The following is a 15,647-nucleotide window of genomic DNA, read 5'->3' on the forward strand; positions in this document are numbered from 1 at the left end:
TGGTGGCCAGAGCGGCGGTTCCCTGTGTGGTAGACATGATCACATTCCCCCGAATGTTGTGTGGTTGATCTTTACTTTCGATCATCTACCCAGAGTGATCGTTTCCACACTTAGAGTGATACCCCCGCTCCTACTGGCAGGCCGTAAGGACCGGCGCACGCGGTCAGTTGCTGATGGCGGGCATGGCCCGCCGGTAGCGGGTGTCGGTGAGCTGCGAGACGAGGAAGGCGGCGATGTCGGCGCGGCTCATCGCGGAGCCGACCCGATCGTGGCCGAGGAAGCCGGCGCGGATGCGGCCGGTGGCGGGCTTGTCGCTGGGGTTGGTGATGCGGGCGATGGTGTAGTCGAGGCCGGAGCCGGTGACGGCCGCGGTCATGTTCGTCAGTTCGGCCAGCGCGTTGGGGAACATCAGCCGGGCCATGACGGGCAGGACCTTGTGCTTCCAGTGCGGCTGGTCGCGCGGGTCGGCCAGCGACGGCGTGGCCAGGCCGATGAAGCGGGACGCCTGCTCGGCTCGCATGGCCTGAACGATGGTGCGGGTGCCGTCGGTCAGCGGGCTGCCGGTGGCCGACCGTTTCAGAGACGGGCCGAGCGCGCTGATCACCGCGTCCGCGCCCGCGACCGCCTGCCGAACGGCGGCCGTATCGGAGAGCTGCCCGGCGATGACGTTCAGGTTCGGGTGGGTGAGGGTGAGTTTGGCCGGGGTGCGGACCAGCGCGGTGACCTGGTGGCCGGCGTCCAGGAGGTGCTGGACGAGCAGGCGGCCGATGCCGCCGGTCGCGCCGAAGACGGTAACACGCATGAGGTGGGCGGCTCCTCGCGGCAGAGGCGGAGGCAGAGGCAGAAGCAGAGCGGGGTCAGGGTCGCGGGGTCAGAAGCTGTAGGGGCCGAAGCGGCCCCAGGCGACGAACGCGGCCAGGACGAACAGGACCGCGTTGAAGGCGATCGCGGCCGGTTCCTTACGGCGGACATGGGTGAGCGCGGCCAGGACCATCACCACGGCCAGTCCAGTGGCGGCCAGCGGGGTCAGGACGGGCGCGATGCCGGTGAGCGCGGGCAGGATCAGCCCGAGCGCGCCGGCCAGCTCGGCGATGCCGATGAGGCGGACGGTGCCGGTGGAGAAGTCCTCCACCCACGGCAGCTTGGGGGCGAGCTTGTCCTTGGGCTGGGTGGACTTCATCACTCCCGCCATGCCGAACATGGCGGCCAGGATGGCCTGCACGATCCACAGGACGACGTTCATCGAAAGATCTCCTTGACGGTAGGGGGTGAGAGGGAGCCCGGCGCGCAGTGCTCCCGCCTGGCAGGGGTGTGGCCGGTCGCCTCAGCCGTTGAAGACGAGTTCGGGCTGGTCGCGGCGCTCGTACAGGTCCCAGTACAGGGGGGCGATCTGCTCGGGTGTGGCGGTCGGGATGCCCTCGGGGCCGCCGGCGCCGATCCAGATGTTGATCGCCACGTGGGCGGCGTACACGCCGCTGCCGGCCAGTTCCTTGTTCAGGTTGAGCACCCAGTTGCGCAGGGCCGCGGCGGCGGCGTTGACGTTGCCGAGCATGGGCACAGGGTGCACCGAGCCGCCGCCGGTGGTGAACAGCAGCGTCCCGGCGCCGGCCTTGCGCATGGCGGGCAGCACCGCGTGGGCGGCGGCCAGCGCGCCGTAGACGTTGTATTCGATCTGCGGCTGCAGGTTGTCCACCGTGACCTCGCTGGGCACGGCCATGGTGAGGCCGGGCACCGGCGAGTGCGGCGCCGGGGAGTACTCCAGCACGTCGATGCCGCCGAAGCGGTCGGCTGCCGCTTCGAGGGCGGCGGACAGGGACGGGCGGTCCAGCACGTCGGCGGGGAACGCCTCAGCGGTGATGCCCTCCTGGCCGAGCTGGTCGACCAGCGTCTGGAGCTTGTCCTTGGTACGGGCGATCAGCGCGACGTCGAAGCCGCGGCTGCCGAAGGTACGGGCGATGGCCAGGCCCATGCCGGGACCGGCGCCGACGATGGCAATGGTGGGCACGATCAGATCTCTTTCGTGGTGATGGACGGGGTTGGGACGGGTCAGGAGCAGGTGATGGCGAGCTTGCCGAGCGTGCCGGTGCCGAAGGCGGCGAACGCCTGCGGGGCCTGCCCCAGCGGGTAGGTTGCGGTGACCGGGACGCGCAGCGCGCCCGAGGCGGCCTGGGTGGCCAGGGCGGTCAGGGTCTGCGGGTTGGTGTCGGCCATGATCGTGTGGACGGTGACGCCGGAAACCTCGACGGCGTCGGCGGTCAGCCCGATGGTGGAGGCGAGGCGGCCGCCCGCACGCAGCAGGCTCGCGAGCTGAACGCCGTCACCCGCCAGGTGCAGCGCGGCGTCTACCCCTTCCGGGGCGATTGCGCGTACCTGAGCCGGCAGATCGCCGCTGAAGTCCACGAGGTGAATCTTGGCGTCGGTGAGACCGGTGACGAAGTCGGCCTCCGCGCCGGGGCGGGCGGTGGCGATGACGCGGGCGCCGCGGGCGGCGGCCAGCTGCACGCCAGCGCGCCCACCCCGCCGGTGGCGCCGGAGATCAGCACGGTCTCGCCGTCGGCCGGGGCGACGGCGTTGAGGCTGTCCAGCGCCGCGGTGCCGGCCAGGCCCAGCACACCCGCCTCCTGAACGCCCAGGCCCTCGGGGATGGGGGTGATGCCGTAGTCGGCGGACACGGTGACGTACTCGGCCAGCGAACCGGTGCCCAGGAACGGCTTCATCACCACGCCGAAAACCGCCTGGCCGACCGTGAAGCCCTCGACTCCGTCGCCGAGCGCCTCCACGGTGCCGGCGAAGTCCTTGCCCACCACCAGCGGGAAGCGGTGCTCCATCGCCCCTTGCAGGTAGCCGGCCGCGGTGGCGGCGTCGAAGCCGTTGATCGAGGAGACGGCCACCTTCACCAGCACCTCCCCGGCCTCGGGCTGCGGGGTGGGGACGTCGGCCACGGCCGGGGTCTCCGGGACGGAGGTCAGCGTTACGGCACGCATGAGTTGCACCTTTCAAGAAGTGGAACGGCCTACCCGATTCCATGATGCAGCCTAGCAACTAAACTGGGTAGGTCGTTCCAGTTGGGTAGAGTGAAGGTCATGAGACCTCCCGCAGAGCCCGACTCGCCCGCCGACCGGCAGCCCGAACCGGGACTGCGCGCCGATGCCGAACGCAACCGCGAGCGCATCCTGGCCGCCGCCCGCCGCCTGTACGCCAGCCACGGCCTCGGCGTCTCCATGGCCTGCATCGCCCGCGAAGCAGGCGTCGGCAAAGCCACCCTGTCGCGCCGCTTCGCCACCCCCGACGAACTCATCAACGCGGTCTTCGCCGACCGCATGGACGCCTACGCCGCCGCCACCGCCCAGGCCCTCGCCGATCCCGACCCCTGGCACGGCTTTGTCGGCTACGTCCAGACGGTGTGCGCGATGCAGGCCGCCGACCGCGGCTTCGCCGACGTACTGGCCATGACCTTCCCCCCCGCCAAAGCCCTGGAGGCCCGCCGCACCGAGGCCTACAACGGATTCCTCGAACTCATCGCCCGCGCCAAGGCCAGCGGCCACCTGCGCGCGGACTTCACCGACCAGGACATGGTCATCCTGCTGATGGCCAACGCCGGCGTCATCGCCGCCACCGCAGACGCCGCCCCTGACACCTGGCGCCGCCTGGTCGGCCAGATGCTGCGCGCCTGGGCCGTCCCCGGCACCGACCTGCCCTCGCTGAAGCCGGCTCCCGCGCCCACCGCCCTGTATCGGGCCATGGTCCGCCTGGCCCGCCCGGCCGCTGGCAGCGGTGGGGACACCGAGCGAGCAACGGAGCGTGCGGGCGGGCGTTGAGGCGGGTCTGCGGGGAGGAGCGGTCCGGGTTTCGGCCTTCCCACCCGGGTGTTCTGGTCCGAAGGCGCCGAACACTGATCACAAAGATCGCGACCGCATGCACTCGGTAGCAATCATGTCCTGAGTTGGTGAGCGACAGTCTGATCAACTTCGCGTTGTTCGACCTGGGTGGGCTGGGCGCTCACACCGCGGATGCGGGACCTGACCCGGGTCACCCTGGTGCGCGACGACACCCCGACCGAGATCGCCAAGCGTTACCGGCACGGGGGCCGCTGCTGGGCGGTCGCTGGAATGAGGACCTGGTCGCCAGCTGCGGGCCGGACCTTCTGCGGATGGCCAGGTCGCTGAAATACGGCCAGGCCACCGCGTCGCCAATCGTCGGCAAGTGGTCAGCCGCTCGCTGGGCACGGTGTCGAGCACGCGGCGCAGGTGTAGGCGGCCATGCGCGCCGGCATCGCCGGTCCCTTTACTGCCCGGGGCAGTGGCCGGTGTCCGCGTCGGGGATCAGGCGGGTGTGCGAGGGGGCGGGCAACTCGTCGGGCGATGGCCGGAGGCTGGACAGCAGCAGAGCCAGGTAGCGGTGGGGGTCGTTGTGGGCGGGGTCGTCGGGGTGCGCCGTGGCCAGCGTCATGACGACGATCGCGGCCAGGTCGCGGACGATCAGGTCGGCCCGCACGTGGCCGTGCTGCTGGGCCCTGGCCAGCACGGTGCCGAGTGGGCCCATGAAGCGCGTGGCGATGTCGACGGTGAATGCCCCCGATTCCTTGGCCGCCTTCAGGAGCCCTTGATGGGCGGCCAGGGTGGCGACGGTGGCGGTCAGGGCCTCGGTGAGTGCCTGCCCGGCGTCGGGGGCGTCGCGGGCGGCCAGCACCAGGGGTTCGACCTCTTCGGCGAAGTAGGTCTGGAAGGCGGCCCGAATCACCCCGTCGCGATCGCCGAACCGCCGGTAGACCGTGGCGCTCCCGGTCCCCGCGTGCCGGGCGATCTCCTCCAGGGAGACCGCGGGGCCATGCTCGCGCAGAGTCGCGATCGCCGCTCTGACGATCTTGTCGGCGTTGCGCAGCGCGTCGGCTCGCTGTCGCTGCTCGTGCACAGGCTGAAGGCTAGCAAGCCACGCGGAGCGCAAAGGAACGCGGATCTACCAGGCGACCTCGAAGGTGGTCAGGCCGTACACGAAGTGGAAGGAGCGGAACTCGGCCGGAGTGCCGGTCTCGCGCAGGCCGGGGAAGCGCTCGAACAGGGCGGGGAAGGCGATGCGCATCTCCATCCGGGCCAGCGGCGCGCCCAGGCAGTGGTGCACGCCGTGACCGAAGGCGACGTGGCCGAGGTCGCCGCGGGTGATGTCGAGGCGATCGGGCTCGGAGATGAACGCGGGGTCGCGGTTGGCGGCAGCCAGGGCGCACATGACCAGCGCGCCGGCCGGGATGCGCGTACCTGCCACCTCGACCTCGGTGGTGGTGAACTTGACCACGCCGGAGTGCACGATGCTGAGCCAGCGCAGCAACTCCTCCACCGCAGCGTTGATCCGCTCGGGCTCCTTCCTGATCAGATCCAGCTGGTCGGGGTGGCGCAGCAGTGCCAGGGTGCCGAGCCCGAGCATGTTGGAGGTGGTCTCGTGGCCGGCCAGCAGCAGCAGGCTGGCGATGCCGGTGAGCTCGTCGGCGGACAGGTCGTCGCCGTGCTCGCGCACGAGCATGCCGAGCATGTCCTCGCCCGGCTCGGCCTGGGCACGGGCGACCAGTCCCGCCATGTAGGCGCGCGACTCCATCTGCGCCGCCATCCGCTCCTCGACCGGCAGCGCGAGGTCCAGCAGTCTGCCGGTGCGCCCCTGGAAGTCGTCCCGATCCTCGTACGGCACTCCGAGCAGCTCGCAGATCACCAGAGAGGGAATCGGCAGGGCGAAGGCCGTGATGAGGTCGACCGGCGGGCCTGTGCGCTCCATGGCGTCGAGGTGGTCGGCGACGATGGCGTGGATACGCGGCTCCAGGCGGCGCATCCGGCGCATGGTGAACTCGGGCGTCAGCATCCGGCGCAGCCGCGTGTGCTCAGGCGGGTCGAAACCAAGCAGGTTGCCCGCCCGCATCGCCTTGATCTGCTCGTCGGTCATCTCCGGCGCACCCGGCGGGCGAAATTGCAGGGGCAGGGCGTTGCTGAAGCGTTGGTGGTCGCCGAGCACCTGCCGGACGTCGGCGTAGCGGGTCACGAGCCAGGCGTCCATCCCGAACGGGGTAGACGCCCGATGCACGCCTTCCCCGTCGCGCACGGAGGCGAGCTCGGGAACCGGGTCGAACATGGTGCGCCGCATGTGCAGGGGCAACGTCACAGAATCGCTCATGTCATCTCCTGAAGAAGACGGGCCTCGGAACAGACTTGCCGCGCTACAAGTGACAGTAATCCATCACTTAGCCTGCCGCGCACCGACGCAACCGAGTGGTCACCGCGCGGCCGGTGAACAGTCTCGGACTCGGCGACGGCCTTGCAGGATGGTCTGCCCAAGTGCTGAGCCCCCGCGCTGTGCGTCCTCACTGGCCGACGTGAGTGCACCCACTGATCTTTCCTCTTGTGTGAGGGCGTGGTTCGGTCACTCGGCCCTTACCCGCCGCGTTGCTGATGCGTCGTGCGCATCATGGCCGGATACATCTGCCGGGACGTGGGTGGGTCGGGCAGGGGCTGCGCGGCCGGGGCGGCGCAGGCGTTGTGCGCTACGCTCGCGGCCCTCAAGTGGAGACAAGCATCCACTTCTTGGTCTGGAGGACCGCAACGCGCGCAGTCGTCCTTGCTGAACAGGGCAGGAGCCCGAGGCTGACCGAACTGCCCACACCTGAGCCCGGTGCGGGCGAGGTGCTGGTTCGGGTGCAGGCGTCGTCGCTGAACGGGTTCGACGTGTCGGTCGTCGCCGGCCGGTGGGCCGGCATGATGGAGCACCGTTTCCCGGTGGTGCTGGGCATGGACTTCGCCGGTACGGTCGCCGCCGTCGGTGAGAGTGTGACCCGGTTCGCCGTCGGTGATCCGGTGTTCGGCGTGGTGGCCAAGGCGTTCCTCGGCGACGGCGGGTTCGGTGAGTATGTGGTGGTCGGCGAGCAGCACGGCGTCACCGTCCGGCCCGACGGCGCCGACGTGGCGGCCGCGGGCGCGCTCGGCCTGGCCGGCACCGCCGCTGTCGACGCCCTTGATGCGGTCGCCCCGCAGGCCGGCGAGACGGTCCTGATCAGTGGCGCGACCGGTGAGGTCGGTGCGATCGCGATCCAGTACGCCGCCGCGGCCGGCGCCAAGGTGATCGCCACCGCCGGGCCCGGGGCGGGGACGGACTTCGTCCGCGGGCTCGGCGCCACCGACGTGGTGGATCACACTGGTGACCTGGCCGCCCAGGTCCGCGCGATCAGCTGGTCTGCGAGCGGGAGCGGGAGATCACCGACACGCTCGTGGAGCTGCTGATCGCCACCGTGCATCGGATCAAGGCGCGGGCCGACAGCAAGGTGACCAAGGAGCTGATCAACGCGTTCAAGCGGGTGACCGGGAAGGAGAACATCCTGTTCAAGGTCGCTGACGCCGCACTCGGTCATCCCGACGATCCGGTCCGCCAGGTCATCTTCCCCGCTGTCAGCGGCGGCGAGCAGACGCTCAAGGACCTGGTGCACGAGTTCAAGACCAAGGGTCCGGCCTATCGGACCACGGTGCAGACCACGCTGCGCGCCTCCTACACCAACCACTACCGGCACGGCCTGATCGCGCTGCTGGACACCCTGGAGTTCAAGAGCAACAACGCCGCCTTCCAGCCGGTGATCGAGGCGCTGGAGCTGGTCCGTCGCTACGCCAAGGCGGGCAACACCACCTACTACCCGCGCGGCGAGAGGGTGCCCGAGCACCGCGGCACGGCCGGCGAGTGGGAGGACCTGGTGTTCAAGAACGACAAGCGCGGCCGCCGGCGGGTGGTGCGGATGGTGTATGAGATCGTCACCTTCCAGGCGCTGCGCGAGGCCCTGCGGTGCAAGGAGATCTGGGTGGTCGGCGCCCATTCCTTCCGCGACCCGGAGGAGGACCTGCCCAAGGATTTCGCCGCCCGCCGCGTTGAGAACTACGCCGAGCTGCGCAAGCCGCTGGACCCGAAGGACTTCATCGCTGAGTTGAGGGCGGAGATGCGCGCCGAGCTGGAGGCGTTCGACACCGCGCTGCCGAAGCTGGACTGGTTGGCGATCTCCGAACGTAAGTCAGGCGCGATCAAGCTGACGAAGCTCGGCCCGGCGGATGAGCCGCGGAACCTGCGCCGGATCAAGAATGAGGTGAGCCGGCGCTGGGGCTCGGTCCCGCTGATCGACATGCTGAAGGAGGCGGTGCTGCGCACCGGCTGCCTGAAGGCGGTCACCTCGGTGGTGGGCGGCTCCAGCCTCAAGCCCGAGGTCCTGGCCGAGCGACTCATGCTCGCGATCTTCGGGTACGGCACCAACACCGGGATCCGGGCTGTGGCCTCTGGTGGCCATGCCCACAGCGAGGACGACATCCGCTACGTCCGGCGCCGCTACCTGACCCCGCAGATCGCCACCGACATCGCGATCGCCACCTTCACCGCCCGGGACGTGGAGTTGTGGGGCGAGGGGACGACCACCGTCGCCTCCGACTCCACGCACGTGCGCGCCTACGACCAGAACATCTTCACCGAGTGGCATTCGCGGTACGGAGGTCGCGGCATCCTCATCTACTGGCACATCGAGCGCGGGTCCATGGTGGTGCACTCCCAGACCTTGCGTGCCTCGGCCTCGGAGGTGCACGCGATGATCGAGGGTGCGGTCCGGCACGGCACCACGATGAAGGTCGAGGGCAACTATGTGGACTCCCACAGCCAGACGGAAATCGGGTTCGGCGTGACCCGGCTCTTGGGCTTTGACCTGCTGCCGCGCATCAAGCAGATCAACAAGGTCAAGCTGTATCGGGTGGAGAGCGGCGAAAGCGACCTGTACCCGCGCCTGACGGCGGCGATGACCCGGCCGATCAAGTGGGAGGTGATCGAGCAGAACTACGATCAGATGATCAAGTACGCGACCGCGATCAAGCAGGGTACCGCCTCCACCGAGGCGATCCTGCGCCGTCACCGAGTCCGCCTCCCATCCGACCTACCAGGCCATGCTGGAGGTCGGCCACGCGCAGAAGACCATCTTCGTCGCCCGCTATCTGCGCCTGCGCGAGCTGCAGCGGCAGATCCAGGAAGGCCTCAACGTGGTGGAGTCCTCCAACGGGGCCAACAGCATCATCTTCTATGGCAAGGGCGACGACATCGCCACCAACCGGCGCGAGGAGCTGGAGATGAGCGTGTTGTGCCTGCGCATCCTGCAGGCCGCGCTCGTGTACATCAACACCCTGATGCTCCAGGACGTCATCGCCGACCCCGCATGGGCCACGCTGCTCAAGCCCGCCGACCGCCGCGGACTGACCCCGCTGTTCTGGCAGCACGTCCAGCCCTACGGCGAGGTACGGCTGGACGTCGCCAAGCGGCTGCCCCTCGGCGGAGACCCGGCGTCGGGCCAGTCCGAAGGAGATCAGGGTCGTGCGTGAGATGCGCGATGGGCCCGAACGCGGCGGTCAGGGTTGACGCAGGGGGCGTGCTCGGTCGCGATGGTTGGCACGTCGAGGGCCTCTTAGCGAGGTTTCGGGAGGTGCGCCGTGGCCAGCCAGCCGCGGCCGGCGTCGGCGCGGGCGGTATCGAACGCGGGTGGAATCGGGCGTTCGCAGGCGGCCGCGGCCTCGGCGATGTCCGTCACGGTGGGCTGCCAGCCGCGCCGGGTAAGCCAGGCATTGAGGTTCTCGGTGGGGCCGCCGCGCCACAGGTCGACGAGTTCGGCGGAGATGTCCGCGCGGGCGCTACGGAGCAGCTCGGAGTCCTCCATATGATCCAGAGCGAGCACGCTTGCTGGAGCGGAGAGGGTGGTGATCCGGTCGAGGAGCAGGTCGGCGGCTTCGGGCGGGAGCGCGTACAGGATGCCCTCGGCCAGCCAGGCGGCCGGCCGCTCCGGGTTGAAGCCGGACTCCGCCAGCGCGCGCGGCCAGTCCTGGCGCAGGTCGGTGGCGACCTCGACGCGGTGGCACGCGGCGGTCGCGCCGCGGCCGTCGAGCACGGCTGCCTTGAATGCGAGCACGTCGGCGAAGTCCAGCTCGAAGACCTTGGTGCCGGGCGGCCAGGCGAGCCTGAACGCGCGGGCATCCATGCCGCACGCCAGCAGGACCACCTGCTCGCATCCTCGTTCGGCGGCATCCAGAAGCGCGCGATCGAGGAACTGAGTGCGGACGGCGACCTGCTCGGCCATGACCTGCAGGAAACGTGCGGTCGCCGGAGAAGGACCGGCGGCCCAAGGGGTGAACGCTGGATCGACGGCCTGGAGGAAGTGCCGCGCGTAAGGGTCGTCGAACAGCCGGTCCGGTCGGCTGCTCTCCTGGGCCCGCAGGAGAGCCACGCCCAGGGCGGTCGCGCCGATTCCGGTCAGACTCTCGGGGGCGGTCGGTTCTTGTGTCACGGGGTTGTCCAGCTCCTCTTCTTGACAGGCGGTGTCACGGGCGGGCTCCCAGGGCGAGGAAGTAGTCGCTCACGGGTGCGAAGTCGACTCTGTCGCCCCGGAAGCCGACGTACTTGTCCGGGCGAATCAGGTACAGGCTGGGGCGGCGCACGCCGTAGCGGTTGTGCGCCTCGCTGCGCAGGTCGGCGAAGACTCCGTCCATGGGGTCGTGCGGCAGGTGGCCGCGGGTGATGACATGGATCTCGCCGTGCCCGGCCATCGCCTCGTGTGCGGAGGCCTGCCAGGCGGCCAGGGTGGCGGAGTCCGTCGTGTCCGCTGCGAACAGGACGAGGTGGTGACCCGGCGTCCGGAGGATGTGACGGAGTGCCACCGGCCCCTCACGGTTCTCAACGTAGACGTCCCGTACCAGCTCGCCAGCTTCCGGTCCGGTACAGGCGACGTCACTCCACGCTCTGGCCGGCGACTCGTGCCAGCGTTCGAAGACGAGGCGGCTGTCGCGGTAGTGGACGAGGTGCTCGCCGAAGGCGTTCGACAGTCGCTGTTGCACGGGATTGAGCTTGCCGAGCAGGCGCAGCGCGTGCCGCCTGGCTCTGCGGGCGACCAGGGTGGTGCCGGTGGCGACCTTCGTGGTGGTCGAGGTGGCGTCGACCACGGCCTTGACGATGGGCCAGCGTTCGGCCTGGTAGCTGTCCAGGAGGGACTCCTCGGCGCGGCCGGTGATGACGAGCGCGAGTTTCCAGCCCAGGTTGTAGGCGTCCTGCATGCCGGTGTTCATGCCCTGGCCGCCCACCGGGCTGTGGCTGTGCGCGGCGTCGCCGGCCAGGAGGACCCGGCCGTGACGAAGGCGGTCGGCCAGGCTTTCGCGGGCCACGAATGACGAACTCCACTGCAGATCGCGTACGTGAGAATCCAAGGGTGTGCGTTCGGCGACGTAGGCGGCGAAGTCGTCCAGGCCTGGGGCCTGCGGTGGCCGGTCGTCCGGCGTGCTGGCCAGGATGCGCCAGTAGCCCCCGATCATGGGGAAGACGGCCACCAGGCCGGAGGCATCGAAGTAGACATGGAAGCGGTCCCGGGTGAGCGGCCAGTCCACGGCGACGTCGCCCAGGATGAACCCCCGCTTCAGGTCGGCTCTCTCCCGGGTGATGCCCGCCGTCTCGCGCACGGTGCTGTGGGCGCCGTCGGCGCCGATCAGCCAGCGGGTTTCGCACCGTTCGCTGCGGCCGTCCCCGTGCTGGAGTTCCACGGTGACGCCGTGCTCGCCAGCCTGCTGCCCGACCAGGCGGGTGTCCCATTCGATGGTGACTCCGAGCTCCTCGGCGCGCTCGCGCAGCAGCGTGACCGTCTGCCACTGCGGGATGCACAGGTCCAGCGGGAACGGGGAGTCCACGGCCGTCACGTCCATCTCGGCCAGTGTTGTGGTGCCTTGGTAGAAGTTCAGCGTGTGCAGCGGGACGCCTCGTTCGATGGCGGCTTGGGCCAGCCCGAGATCGTCTAGCATCTCCAGCGACCGGGCCACGATCGACACAGCCCTGCTCTCCCTATGGTCCGCGCGCCCGGCGTCGATGATCCGTGGGATCACGCCCCGCCGTGCCAGGTCGATGGCCAGCACCAGGCCGGTCGGCCCCGCGCCGACGATGAGGACGTCCTCTTTCGCAGTCGACAAACCCACTCCTTAGAACGAATGATCGTTCTTTTTAGAAGAGCACGACCTGGCCGTTCTAGTCAAGAGCGAATGTTCGTTCTCTATTGGGCGGCTTGCGCGGGCGCTGACATCAGGGCTCGCATGCCGTTCCTGAAGGCCACCGAATCCGCGTGGCCGTACACCGCACGGCGCACCAGGAACCCGTCCACGAGCGCCATCAGCACATCGGCCACATGCTCGGCCGGGACGTCGGCAGGCAGCAGCCCGTGCTCCTGGTGTCGCGCTACGAGGCCGCCGACCACGCCGCGGGCCTCCGCCATGACCTCCTTCAGTTTCGCGCTCAGCGACGGCGATCGCAGCGCCTCCGACCAGACCTGGACCAGCAGCTGGGCCGCCCCCTGCGATCCGGACAGCGGAGGGCGGTCGACCCCCAGAACGAGATCGACGATGTTGTCCAGATCCGGCGGCCGCGCGGCGTCGTCCGTCTCGAACGCCGACGCCACCTCGGCGAGAGCCTCAGCGGAGGTCGCCGCGATGATGTCGTCCTTGCTCTTGAAATAGCGGTAGACGGCCCCGGCCGACAACTCGGCCTCGGTCAGCACGTCCTGCATGGACGTGGCGTGGAAACCGTTGCGAAGGAAGCAGCGCCGCGCGGCGTCCAGGATCTGGCGGCGGCGGGCTTCGAGATGCTCCTTGGGCATGCGTGCCATGGCATCACAACGTAGAACGAACATTCGTACTTGACAACTTTGCCGCCTCTCTCTTAGAAAAGGAATGTTCGTTCTCTTTGCCGTGAAAGGTCGCACCATGTCGTTTGTCGCCAACACACTGAGCACTCTGGTCGCTCTCGTCTTCCTGCTCGCCGGCGCCCAGAAGGTCCTGTTACGGGATCCCGTGACGGCCAACCTGCTCAGGCTCGGCGTCGGCTCGACGATGACCCGCTCGATCGGCGCCCTGGAGATCGTCGGCGCCCTCGGGCTCGCGGCCGGCCTCTGGCTCAAGCCGCTCGCCATCACGGCCGCGGCCGGTCTCACGCTGCTGTTGATCGGCGCAGTGGGATTCCACCTCCGCGCCCGCGACTTCACGCACCGGCGCCACCGCTCCCACGCCGTGGCGCCCGTAGTGCTGGCCGTGGTCACCGGAACAACCATGGCCTTGTTGCTCGCGACTTCCTGAGCGAAGCGCGCGGTGACAGCACCGCTTCATCGCTTGGGGTCGCATGGAACTACCCGCCGCCGAATCCGCCGACGGCGAGCCCGGTCCCTACCGCGCCGCCATCGTCGGCAAGCCGGCGCGCATCCGCCGCGCGCAGCAGGACGGCCTCCTCGATGCGGCCTGGGACCCGATCGACATCATGGCCCCGGTCTCCCAGATCGCCCTCACCTGGAGCGACCAGGCAGAACTCGCCGCCCTCGCCCGGCCGCCCGCCGCCTGTGGAAACGCTCGCAGGAACTGCTGGACTGAACGCACAGTTCCGCCCAGGGCACGTCGGGGTGGTGGCTGGCGCCATTCGGGCCAGTCAAGGGAAAGGAGCTGGGCGGGGCCAGGCGGTGAAGCCACAGCAAGAAGGGCGAGCCCGGGGCCTGCTCGGCAGCGTCTCCCGTGATCAAAGGAGATCCCGGGGCGTTCATCTAACGACCGTCTGATGAACACCGGCCGGAGCACGTCCGGACGAGCCCCCGCGCCTCCTCAGAGCGTTCATCTTGCCGTTCGTTTTCCAGTAGCGTTCAGCTACCTGACATTACACGTTTGATGAACGGAGGACGCTCCTCGATGGCGCTCAACGACCTGTTCCAGCGCGGCGTCGGCGTCAAGGTCCTGGAGGGCATCGCGGCCGGCGAGCACACCGAACGCTCCCTCATCCTCGACCTCGCGCTTGCCCTGGCCGAAGACCGCCGCCGTGACATCACCCGCAAGACCAAGAACGGCCTCGAAGCCGCCCGCAAACGCGGCCGCGTCGGCGGTCGCCGACCCGTGGTTGACGACGACAAACGTGCCGCCATCCTCGCCCGCCGCGAATCCATCCGCACCATCGCCACCGGCGTCAAGGTCTCCCTTGGCGTCGTTCACAAGACCCTCACCGACGCCAAGGCCAAGGACACGTAAGCCACCCCGGTGAACACCAGCATTGGAACCACCGATGGCGACAACCCTTGCCCCGACGGCTCGCTAACGCCACTGGCCGGTCGGTTGTTGCTCGCCCTCTTCGAGATGGCCCACACTGGCCGCCTGCAGGGCGACCAACTCGGCGAGGACCGCGACGAACGGCGATTACGCTCGTTTGGGGCTCATGACACGTTTCTTACTGTCACGTCGGCCGTGAGTTCAGCCAGACTGAAGGATTTCCATCGCGAACATGCTCCAGTTCGGTTGGTGAGGACTGAAAACGCGGAGAGTTCGTCAGAGCCCCCGACTGCCGCGCTGGTGGACCGTGGAGAGGCCGGTTCAGGCGGTCTGCCATGCTCGTGTTGTGACTGATGTGGATCTCGCCCGTCGGGTTCGTGACCGGTGCCGGTTGAGTGGCCGGTTCGTGTTGCGTTCGGGACGAGTGGCCGAGGAGTACTTCGACAAGTACCAGTTCGAGGCCGATCCGGCCCTTCTGGATGAGTTGGCGTCGGGGATGGTGTCACTGGTTCCCGAGGGGACCGAGGTGTTGGCCGGCCTGGAGATGGGCGGCATCGCGGTGGTCACGGCGCTGGGGCGGCGCACCGGCTTGCCCTGCGCGTTCGTGCGCAAGACAGCGAAGTCTTATGGCACTGCCCGGCTGGCCGAGGGTGCCGACGTCAAGGGACGGCGCGTCCTGGTCGTTGAGGACGTGGTGACCTCGGGCGGACAGATCGCGATCTCCACTGGTCAGTTGCGTGATCTAGGGGCTCAGATCGACCACGCGTTGTGCGTCATCGATCGGCAGGAAGGCGGGACCGAGGCCTTGGCCGCGGATGGGATCCGGCTCCTTGCGCTGCTGAAGCGCGAGGATCTCGAGCGAGGCTAAGAGTCGTTCAAGATGACTGGGACGCCCGGTCGAGTTCGTCGGAGAGCAGGTGCTCGGCGACGGCGGAGTATCTGGCGGCGGTGCTGTGGGAGATCCCGAAGACCAGCGACAGGTGAAGCGGGTCCGCCCCTCCGGCGAGAGCTTCGTGGAGGATACGGTCCTTGCGTATCCGGTCGACACTGCATCCCGTGCGGTTCATCCGCGACGTCACGAATTGTTGGCTGATCGGATTGGTGCCGTGGGCGGTCTTGTCGCTGATGAGGACGTGGGGGTTGGTGGTGTGCGGCCAGGTTGCGCGACGGTGGCGGAGCCAGCGGCGGAGTACTCGATGACTGAGGTCACCGAGTCGCTGGCGGCGGCCGGCGAGGGTGATTCGCCGGTTGGCCAGATCGAGGTCGTCGAGTGTCAGGTGGCGGATGGCTCCGGTGCGAGCCGCGTTCTCGGCGGCCAGTGCGATGATGACTCGTCCGGCGAGGTTATCGGCCTGTTGCTCGATGGCCCGAATCTCCTCATCGGCCATCGGGAGCAGGGTGAAGTCCGCCGGTCGGCCCTTCAACCCGGTCGTCGGGTTCCATCCGCGTCAGAGCTAATGAACCAGTCCCGGTCCGAAACACCTATCAGCCGCGGGTAGTTTGATCACCCGTTGGAAGAGGTTGGAGCAGGTGGCAGGACCACAGCAGGACCCCAAGCAG

Annotated in this window: 19 protein-coding genes and 1 pseudogene; 8 read left to right on the forward strand and 12 right to left on the reverse strand. The window is 68.9% G+C overall.

Annotated features, from left to right (window positions below):
• Window positions 1-163 precede the first annotated feature (163 nt).
• The 5 genes from ACTWQA_RS56555 to ACTWQA_RS56575 form a co-directional block, all read right to left on the reverse strand.
• On the reverse strand, window positions 164-802 hold the full coding sequence (locus ACTWQA_RS56555; protein ID WP_443167054.1) for an NAD(P)-dependent oxidoreductase: 639 nt from the start codon (window positions 800-802) through the stop codon (window positions 164-166).
• A 69-nt stretch (window positions 803-871) separates the two neighbouring features.
• On the reverse strand, window positions 872-1,243 hold the full coding sequence (locus ACTWQA_RS56560) for a DoxX family protein (RefSeq protein ID WP_443167055.1): 372 nt from the start codon (window positions 1,241-1,243) through the stop codon (window positions 872-874).
• A gap of 81 nt (window positions 1,244-1,324) precedes the next feature.
• The gene (locus ACTWQA_RS56565) at window positions 1,325-2,005 is read right to left on the reverse strand and encodes an SDR family NAD(P)-dependent oxidoreductase (protein WP_443167056.1); all 681 of its coding nucleotides are present in this window, start codon (window positions 2,003-2,005) and stop codon (window positions 1,325-1,327) included.
• A gap of 41 nt (window positions 2,006-2,046) precedes the next feature.
• Window positions 2,047-2,400: a zinc-binding dehydrogenase gene (locus tag ACTWQA_RS56570; protein WP_443167057.1), complete on the reverse strand. Its 354-nt coding sequence runs from the start codon at window positions 2,398-2,400 to the stop codon at window positions 2,047-2,049.
• Window positions 2,343-2,984, reverse strand: a complete 642-nt coding sequence (locus tag ACTWQA_RS56575) for an alcohol dehydrogenase catalytic domain-containing protein (RefSeq protein WP_443167058.1) — start codon at window positions 2,982-2,984, stop codon at window positions 2,343-2,345. The genes ACTWQA_RS56570 and ACTWQA_RS56575 overlap by 58 nt, the downstream gene beginning before the upstream one ends.
• A 99-nt stretch (window positions 2,985-3,083) precedes the next feature.
• Here ACTWQA_RS56575 and ACTWQA_RS56580 point away from each other — a divergent pair, with 99 nt between their 5' ends.
• Window positions 3,084-3,818, forward strand: a complete 735-nt coding sequence (locus ACTWQA_RS56580) for a TetR/AcrR family transcriptional regulator (RefSeq protein ID WP_443167059.1) — start codon at window positions 3,084-3,086, stop codon at window positions 3,816-3,818.
• Window positions 3,819-4,284: 466 nt separating this feature from the next.
• On the opposite strand, the gene ACTWQA_RS56585 is transcribed toward ACTWQA_RS56580, so the two are convergent.
• Entirely contained in the window at window positions 4,285-4,911 is a 627-nt protein-coding gene (locus ACTWQA_RS56585) for a TetR/AcrR family transcriptional regulator (RefSeq protein WP_443167060.1), read from the reverse strand.
• Between the two features lie 45 nt (window positions 4,912-4,956).
• Window positions 4,957-6,153 carry a cytochrome P450 gene (locus ACTWQA_RS56590; protein WP_443167061.1) on the reverse strand — a complete coding sequence of 399 codons (1,197 nt, stop codon included), beginning with the start codon at window positions 6,151-6,153 and terminating at the stop codon, window positions 4,957-4,959.
• A gap of 506 nt (window positions 6,154-6,659) precedes the next feature.
• Here ACTWQA_RS56590 and ACTWQA_RS56595 point away from each other — a divergent pair.
• A complete protein-coding gene (locus ACTWQA_RS56595) occupies window positions 6,660-7,253 on the forward strand; it encodes an alcohol dehydrogenase catalytic domain-containing protein (protein WP_443167062.1) in 594 nt (197 codons plus the stop codon).
• 640 nt (window positions 7,254-7,893) lie between these two features.
• Here ACTWQA_RS56595 and ACTWQA_RS56600 read toward each other — a convergent pair.
• A complete protein-coding gene (locus tag ACTWQA_RS56600; RefSeq protein ID WP_443167063.1) occupies window positions 7,894-8,235 on the reverse strand; it encodes a hypothetical protein in 342 nt (113 codons plus the stop codon).
• On the opposite strand from ACTWQA_RS56600, the pseudogene ACTWQA_RS56605 reads away from it, so the two are divergent.
• Both ACTWQA_RS56605 and ACTWQA_RS56610 read left to right on the forward strand, forming a co-directional pair.
• Window positions 8,135-8,842: pseudogene (locus tag ACTWQA_RS56605) on the forward strand (Tn3 family transposase); the annotation flags it as partial. The gene ACTWQA_RS56600 and the pseudogene ACTWQA_RS56605 sit on opposite strands and share 101 nt — an antisense overlap.
• A 94-nt stretch (window positions 8,843-8,936) precedes the next feature.
• Window positions 8,937-9,365 carry a Tn3 family transposase gene (locus ACTWQA_RS56610; protein ID WP_443167064.1) on the forward strand — a complete coding sequence of 143 codons (429 nt, stop codon included), beginning with the start codon at window positions 8,937-8,939 and terminating at the stop codon, window positions 9,363-9,365.
• A gap of 83 nt (window positions 9,366-9,448) precedes the next feature.
• Here ACTWQA_RS56610 and ACTWQA_RS56615 read toward each other — a convergent pair whose 3' ends face one another.
• The 3 genes from ACTWQA_RS56615 to ACTWQA_RS56625 all read right to left on the reverse strand — a co-directional run bounded on the left by ACTWQA_RS56615 (window position 9,449) and on the right by ACTWQA_RS56625 (window position 12,664).
• Window positions 9,449-10,321: an SAM-dependent methyltransferase gene (locus ACTWQA_RS56615; RefSeq protein WP_443167065.1), complete on the reverse strand. Its 873-nt coding sequence runs from the start codon at window positions 10,319-10,321 to the stop codon at window positions 9,449-9,451.
• Between the two features lie 34 nt (window positions 10,322-10,355).
• A complete protein-coding gene (locus ACTWQA_RS56620) occupies window positions 10,356-11,984 on the reverse strand; it encodes an FAD-dependent monooxygenase (protein WP_443167066.1) in 1,629 nt (542 codons plus the stop codon).
• Window positions 11,985-12,064: 80 nt separating this feature from the next.
• A complete protein-coding gene (locus ACTWQA_RS56625) occupies window positions 12,065-12,664 on the reverse strand; it encodes a TetR/AcrR family transcriptional regulator (protein WP_443167067.1) in 600 nt (199 codons plus the stop codon).
• A 106-nt stretch (window positions 12,665-12,770) separates the two neighbouring features.
• Between ACTWQA_RS56625 and ACTWQA_RS56630 the strand changes: the two genes are divergently transcribed.
• The 4 genes from ACTWQA_RS56630 to ACTWQA_RS56645 all read left to right on the forward strand — a co-directional run bounded on the left by ACTWQA_RS56630 (window position 12,771) and on the right by ACTWQA_RS56645 (window position 14,955).
• Complete coding sequence (locus tag ACTWQA_RS56630) at window positions 12,771-13,139, forward strand: DoxX family protein (RefSeq protein ID WP_443167068.1); 369 nt, start codon at window positions 12,771-12,773, stop codon at window positions 13,137-13,139.
• 28 nt (window positions 13,140-13,167) lie between these two features.
• Window positions 13,168-13,569, forward strand: coding sequence for a hypothetical protein (locus ACTWQA_RS56635; protein WP_443167071.1), 402 nt, complete (start codon window positions 13,168-13,170; stop codon window positions 13,567-13,569).
• Window positions 13,570-13,703: 134 nt separating this feature from the next.
• Entirely contained in the window at window positions 13,704-14,069 is a 366-nt protein-coding gene (locus ACTWQA_RS56640) for a recombinase family protein (RefSeq protein WP_443167072.1), read from the forward strand.
• A 364-nt stretch (window positions 14,070-14,433) separates the two neighbouring features.
• Window positions 14,434-14,955: an orotate phosphoribosyltransferase gene (locus ACTWQA_RS56645; protein WP_443167069.1), complete on the forward strand. Its 522-nt coding sequence runs from the start codon at window positions 14,434-14,436 to the stop codon at window positions 14,953-14,955.
• A gap of 7 nt (window positions 14,956-14,962) precedes the next feature.
• Here ACTWQA_RS56645 and ACTWQA_RS56650 read toward each other — a convergent pair whose 3' ends face one another.
• On the reverse strand, window positions 14,963-15,475 hold the full coding sequence (locus tag ACTWQA_RS56650; RefSeq protein ID WP_443167070.1) for a hypothetical protein: 513 nt from the start codon (window positions 15,473-15,475) through the stop codon (window positions 14,963-14,965).
• Window positions 15,476-15,647 lie beyond the last annotated feature (172 nt).

The organism is Nonomuraea sp. 10N515B (assembly GCF_052245915.1).
Classification (GTDB): domain Bacteria; phylum Actinomycetota; class Actinomycetes; order Streptosporangiales; family Streptosporangiaceae; genus Nonomuraea.